Source organism: Crenothrix sp. (assembly GCF_043729335.1).
GTDB lineage: Bacteria > Pseudomonadota > Gammaproteobacteria > Methylococcales > Methylomonadaceae > Crenothrix.
In genome coordinates this window covers 1-6,438 of the sequence record NZ_JAYTLQ010000009.1, presented here as the reverse complement: position 1 = coordinate 6,438, position 6,438 = coordinate 1, and the positions used below count along the sequence as shown (strand labels likewise).

Annotated in this window: 6 protein-coding genes and 2 tRNA genes; 4 read left to right on the top strand and 4 right to left on the bottom strand. The window is 43.6% G+C overall.

Going from position 1 to position 6,438, the window contains the following annotated elements; genetic code table 11:
* Positions 1–233: hypothetical protein (locus ACHZC4_RS02890; RefSeq protein WP_394752276.1), on the bottom strand; the 233-nt coding region annotated here is incomplete at its 3' end.
* Positions 234–508: 275 nt separating this feature from the next.
* On the opposite strand from ACHZC4_RS02890, the gene ACHZC4_RS02885 reads away from it, so the two are divergent.
* The 4 genes from ACHZC4_RS02885 to ACHZC4_RS02870 all read left to right on the top strand — a co-directional run bounded on the left by ACHZC4_RS02885 (position 509) and on the right by ACHZC4_RS02870 (position 3,222).
* Positions 509–1,501 (top strand): integron integrase, encoded by a 993-nt coding sequence (locus tag ACHZC4_RS02885; RefSeq protein WP_394752277.1) that lies wholly within the window; start codon positions 509–511, stop codon positions 1,499–1,501.
* Between the two features lie 99 nt (positions 1,502–1,600).
* A complete protein-coding gene (gene gltX / locus ACHZC4_RS02880; protein WP_394752275.1) occupies positions 1,601–3,004 on the top strand; it encodes a glutamate--tRNA ligase in 1,404 nt (467 codons plus the stop codon).
* A 46-nt stretch (positions 3,005–3,050) separates the two neighbouring features.
* Positions 3,051–3,126, top strand: a tRNA-Ala gene (locus tag ACHZC4_RS02875).
* Between the two features lie 20 nt (positions 3,127–3,146).
* A tRNA-Glu gene (locus ACHZC4_RS02870) sits at positions 3,147–3,222 on the top strand.
* Between the two features lie 429 nt (positions 3,223–3,651).
* Here the strand turns inward: ACHZC4_RS02870 and lnt are convergent.
* The 3 genes from lnt to ACHZC4_RS02855 form a co-directional block, all read right to left on the bottom strand.
* Positions 3,652–5,202: an apolipoprotein N-acyltransferase gene (gene lnt, locus ACHZC4_RS02865; protein ID WP_394752274.1), complete on the bottom strand. Its 1,551-nt coding sequence runs from the start codon at positions 5,200–5,202 to the stop codon at positions 3,652–3,654.
* Between the two features lie 193 nt (positions 5,203–5,395).
* Complete coding sequence (locus ACHZC4_RS02860) at positions 5,396–5,686, bottom strand: nucleotidyltransferase family protein (protein WP_394752273.1); 291 nt, start codon at positions 5,684–5,686, stop codon at positions 5,396–5,398.
* A 237-nt stretch (positions 5,687–5,923) separates the two neighbouring features.
* A complete protein-coding gene (locus ACHZC4_RS02855) occupies positions 5,924–6,319 on the bottom strand; it encodes a hypothetical protein (protein WP_394752272.1) in 396 nt (131 codons plus the stop codon).
* Positions 6,320–6,438: the final 119 nt, after the last annotated feature.

Genomic DNA, 6,438 nt, shown 5'->3' with positions numbered 1-6,438 from the left:
TCACGGTTATTTGACAACCCTTTTACGAACAAAAACCCACCAACCGTTTTTGTAACGATAACACGCAAAGCTCCCAATACGGGTAACACCTTATAACGTAAAGTAGGCATCCTAATTGACGTAAGATAATGCGTCAAATTGATGTCTAAATAAAACCTAAAAAGTAAAAATATTTTAATTTCATTGGCTTGAAATAATTTAGTCTGTCCTAAAATAAAAATAATTCCCTTCAAAAATGTAGCCTACTTTTTTAAAGCACACAGCTACGGGCAATATCTTAAAAGCACGAAGAAATAACACGCCAAAGTGACGTAAAAGTTTACGACAAAACTTTGCCTTAATATTTTTAAAAAGCTAAAATATATTAAAATTCATTAGGGTAAGCCAATTTAGCATATCCTAAAATAAATACAATACCTTTCAGAAAATTTTACAAAATAAAAGATTACAATGCTAAATCATGTCGGCATTAAAATCGATTTAATCATTAAAATGCCGGTCTATACAAATAATGCAAAATACATCAGAAAATTTACCCGTGCAAGAGCCAAGACTGCTTGATCAAGTCCGTGGAAAAATTCGCCTAAAGCATTACAGTATCCGCACTGAGCAGGCATACACAGACTGGATTAAGCGTTTCATCCTGCATTTTGGGAAAAAACATCCACGCACCTTGGGAGCAATTGAGGTGGAACAATTTCTGACTTATTTAGCGGTGAAAAAGCAGGTGTCGGCTTCCACACAAAATCAAGCCAAAAGCGCCATACTGTTTCTCTACAAAGAAGTGTTGGCAATGCAGTTGCCTTGGTTGGAAAACGTCGAGCAGGCTAAAACACCCAAGCGTTTGCCGGTCGTGCTAAACCGCGAAGAAATTCAATCGATTTTATCGCGGCTATCTGGCACGCACTGGCTGATTGCCAGTTTATTATACGGTACCGGAATGCGTATAATGGAATGTCTGCGTTTGCGGGTAAAGGATGTTGACTTTAAACGCCATGAAATTTTGATTCGTGACGGTAAAGGCTTTAAAGATCGGGTGACGATGTTGCCATTGACATTGGCGGCCTCATTACAGGCGCATCTTACCAAAGTGCGCGACTTGCATAATAACGATTTAGCGCAGGGTTTTGGCGCGGTGTATTTACCTTATGCGTTAGAGCGTAAATATCCCAATGCGGCCAAGGAATGGATGTGGCAGTATATGTTTCCGGCGGCTAAAATTTCAACCGATTCCCGTACTCAGGCGGTACGTCGCCATCATGTGCAGGAACAAACAATCCAGCGGGCAGTTAAGCAAGCAGTACGTGATGCAGGTTTAACAAAACCAGCCACACCCCATACTTTTCGACATTCCTTTGCCACCCATTTGCTCGAAGGCGGTTATGATATCCGTACCGTACAGGAGTTATTAGGCCATTCCGATGTTAGCACCACCATGATTTATACCCATGTCCTTAATAAAGGGGGCAGGGGAGTCAGTAGTCCGCTCGATCACTTGTAGCCGAAGCCTTGTAAACAAAGCGTTCCTAATGACTTAGACTATGATGCCACCACACCTCACAATGCGTAAGCTAAATTTTTTCACATAAACACAAACACTATGACTATAACCACCCGATTTGCCCCAAGCCCCACCGGCTATCTCCACGTAGGCGGCGCCCGTACCGCATTATTCTCCTGGCTTTATGCCCGTAAGCACGGCGGCAAGTTTATTTTGCGCATTGAAGACACTGACTTAGAGCGCTCCACACAAGCATCGGTTGATGCCATTTTGCAAGGCATGACCTGGCTGGGATTGGATTACGATGCCGGGCCTTTTTACCAGACGCATCATTTTGAGCGCTACAAACAAGTCATTCAAACATTGATCGATCAAGGCAATGCCTATTACTGCACCTGTAGCAAAGAAGACCTAGAACAGTTGCGCACCGAACAAATGGCTAACAAGGAGAAGCCACGCTATAACGGCAAGTGCAGAAATTCAGGCAAGGCGCATCCTGGTGTAGAAGCGGTGGTACGTTTTAAAAATCCTGTCGATGGCGTAGTGACGATTCCCGATCTGGTCAAAGGTGAAATAGTCATAGCCAATAAAGAGCTGGATGATTTGATCATTGCCAGAACAGACGGCACACCCACCTACAATCTTACGGTTGTAGTTGATGACATGGATATGGCGATTACTCATGTCATTCGCGGTGATGATCACATCAACAATACGCCACGGCAAATGAATATTCTTAATGCGCTCGCTGCCGATCTGCCGGAATATGCCCATTTACCGATGATACTGGGTTCGGACGGGGCGCGTTTGTCAAAACGTCATGGCGCGGTCAGCGTTATGCAATTTCGTGATGAGGGCTATTTACCGGAAGCTTTGCTGAATTATCTCGTGCGTTTGGGCTGGTCACATGGCGATCAGGAGGTTTTTTCAATCGAGGAGATGATTGAGCATTTTGAACTGAGCGATGTCAACGGTTCGGCATCGACTTTCAACATGGAAAAGCTGTTGTGGCTCAACCATCATTACATTATGCACAGCGACCCTGCCCATGTGGCGCGTCATTTAAGCTGGCACATGGGCCAGTTGGGTATTGATCCTACCACGGGGCCAGATTTGGGGGATATTGTTAAAGCACAGCGTGAGCGCAGTAAGACTTTAGTGGAAATGGCAGCGGCGAGTGTTTATTTTTATCAGGATTTTGATAGTTACGATGAAAAAGCGGCCAAAAAGAATTTTACAACCGGTGCGGCGGCTGTCTTAATGCGTTTACATGAAGAATTCAGCGCTGCCAGCGATTGGGAAAAGGACGCTTTACATCAGATTGTAAATAATGTTGCCGAAGCCATGACGCTGGGTTTGGGCAAGGTGGCACAACCTTTACGGGTGGCGGTGTGTGGCTCTGCGGTTTCTCCAGCTATTGACATTACCTTAACATTATTAGGTCGGGAAAAAACCCTCGCACGTATTGAAAAGGCTATAAATTACATCAAGAGTGTAAATTAGGCTTGGATTTGTTGCGCGTTTGCTATAGAATACCCGCTCTTTACGTGGGGCCATAGCTCAGCTGGGAGAGCACCTGCATGGCATGCAGGGGGTCAGCGGTTCGATCCCGCTTGGCTCCACCAAAAGATAAAATGATTGACTAGTCCCCATCGTCTAGCGGCCTAGGACACTGCCCTTTCACGGCGGTAACAGGGGTTCGAACCCCCTTGGGGACGCCATTTAAAAAAAAGCTTATCTTTGATAAGCTTTTTTTATGCCTGGTGTTTTTCGGCTACCAACTTAACGCGGGACGGGTATTGCCCCTTCTCCCTGAGGGAGAAGGCTGGGATGAGGGTGATTTAAACTTCCCCTCACCCAACCCTCTCCCTCCGGAGAGGACTTTTGTCCCGTCTTAAGTGTGTAGCCTGTTTTTCTAACATACATCTGGCGTAACCGTACACCTTGCCCACAATTTAGGCGGCTAATTTGATAGTACTTGTTCACTTCCCTCTTTTTCAAAGAGGGGGACTGAACAAGTACGTGTCAACCACAAAAGGTAAGCAATGCATACCGTGCATTGTTACAACAAAATAAAATGCAGAACCACTGTCCACTGCGCAATAAAAGCCTGATTTGGCGCGTGTTGCGAAGTTTCCAGTAACGATTTATTACTTTTGCTTAAACCGGCTGCAAATTCCAAATCCCAGTAGCACAGCCAAAGCCCCCCACAATAAAATCGGCATTAACCAAAACCATTGCTGATAAAAAGTGGTTGGTGGTGTTTTAAGATAAGGCACTTTATAAATGCCCGTCCAGGGCTTATGTATCGGTGATTGTTCTAATATTCCCCCCGATGCCAGCGATACCGTTGAAATACCCGTATTGGTTACTCTAATCACTGGGCGGCGAAATTCCACGCCCCGCGCTAATGTCATATATAAATGCTGGTAAGGTTCTTGCCACGTGCCATACCAGGAATCATTAGTGGTATTAACAATAAACTGTGCGCCCAGTTTGGCCAGTTCCCTGGAAAACTGCGGAAACAGCCCTTCATAACAAATTTGCGCGCCCATTTTATAATCGTTTAAAGTGAGTAACGTTGTGGGGCCTGCGCCACGGGCAAATTGCCCGGTAGCGGGTAACCAATCACGGATACCCGGAAACCATTGTTCCCCAGGTATATATTCACCAAAAGCCAATAGAATGGTTTTGCTGTAATGGGGCTGAATAATATTGCCTTCCTTATCCAGCACAAATAAAGAGTTAGTAATCAGGCGTGATGTGTCCTCAAAACTGTAAGCACCGGTTATTAACGGTAATTGTCGTTCACGGATAAATTGCGCCAGTGCCATCGGGTAAGGATCGGCTTTAAAAGCGTCGCCTAACAAAGCAGGAAAGGCAGTTTCTGGCCATAAAACAAAATCAATGGCTAGGTTTTTATGCGCTTGAATGCCTTGGTCGGTAAGTGCCATATAGCGCTTTAATATATCTTCCCTGGAGCTTTCTCCTAACTCTGCGGCCATTTTTTCGGAATTCTCCGTACTGGCCTGTACCAGCAGCGTGGTAAAACTGGCATCGGGTTGTGGCAATCTATTTTTTAACCACAGGCCACCAAAATTAAGCAGGATAAACCCGACGATGACCGAGGCAAAAATAAGTTTGCCGCAAGTTTGTCCGCGTTTTTGCCAAGCAATGTAAAGCGGTAGATTAGTCAGCAACGTTAATGCACTCAGACCACTAAAGCCGATAATTTCAGCCCACTGATAAACAGGAATATTCGCGCCATACCAGGAATAACCAAAATTCCAGTCAAACAGCGTAAAGGAGTTGGCTTCAGACAAAATAGTAATTAATGCCAATAGCCCTAACGAAAGCGACGGCGACCAGTTAAATTTTTGCTTTCCCCAAAACCATAATCCACCTGCAATCGGTACAAATAAATGCGCCACTAGGGCATAAACCAGCATACCTATTCCCGCAAAAAACCAGGGCAAATGGGCAAATTCGTGCAGAAGATAAGTTATCCAGTTAAAGCCAATCAGGGTAAAGACAAAAGAAGTGATCATGCCGCCGATAATTACCTCTTTTAAACGGGTTTGCTGCATCCAAAACAGCCACAACGGCACAAAACAAAACAATGATGCCCACGGCGGAAATGGAATATAGCTGGTGCCGATAAAGATGCCCGATAAAATAGGGAGTAACCAGTGTTTATTCATAATGGGGGATGGCAGCATTGTGCCGGATGGATGAGTAATTGGAAATATACGATAACAATACCTGCCTTTTGCTGTATATCATTTTTTTTTCAGCAGCTTTCCGTATAGCCGGCAACCATTTTAACCACATAGCAGCAAGCCAGTTTTGTGGCTTCCAGCATGTGGTTTAGGTAATCAGGTAAACGGTTTTCAATCATACGGGACGTGCTTCAGCCAAGACTTGAACGCGGAATTTCGGTGATAAATCGTTGGGTGTTAACACATCAACCGGAACACCCAATAACTCTTCTAATTCGATTTGCAAACCACCTAAATCAAACAGTGTAGTATTTGGTAAAGCATCCACTAACAAATCCAAATCACTACCATCTTTGTCTACACCATAAAGAACAGAACCAAATACGCGCGGGTTAACGGTGCGAAAACGTAGCACGGCTTGTTGCACTGCTTCTCGGTGGAAAGCTAAGGCTGTTGATGGCTTCATAGTTTTAAAAACACCTTGATTAGAAGAAAATATCGCGCACTAGCCACTATTAACAGGCGGAGATAACACAGAACTAACCGATGGCCGGAGAGCTATAAAATAAAACGCTGGCAGCAAAGTTAGCTAAGCGCCCAGTTCAAACGGTTCAAATTGCCGTTCGCTACGCTCAGACAATCTAACCTTACTCGTTAGCGAGCCAAGCTATGTGACGAAGCTAAGCTCGTATAGAAATAAAATCTAACCTTTGTCATCCCATCCAACAACATATCCGTCTTCTAGGGTTATTTTTAATGCGTATTGATCTTTCCTGATTTTGTAATATTTCCATATTTCTTTAGTCCTAGTTTTTAATATTTTCCTATCAATCACTATTGGCCTACCAATTGAATCTATTAATTGTTCTGAAGTTTGTCCCGTCCAGAATTGTCTATCAACAATGGCATCAACCACTAACATATCATTATCGTATTTATTTTTTAAATAGCTAATCCATTTTTTATGTTGATAAAAACGCCAAATCATTCTTATGATAAACATACAGATTATTAATAGTACAGCTATAATAATCATTTCTTGATGAGATTTTACTTTTGCCCATTCAGCAGCAGATAATATTGCTGCTCCAACTAGCATAATAATAATTAAGCAACCTGAGGTAGTCCCTACAAATCAATGCAGGTTGATTTTTATCAATGGGTTACCAAAATAGGTGCCACAAACAGGAATCTCCAAGTCAATGCCTCCTGAGTTAA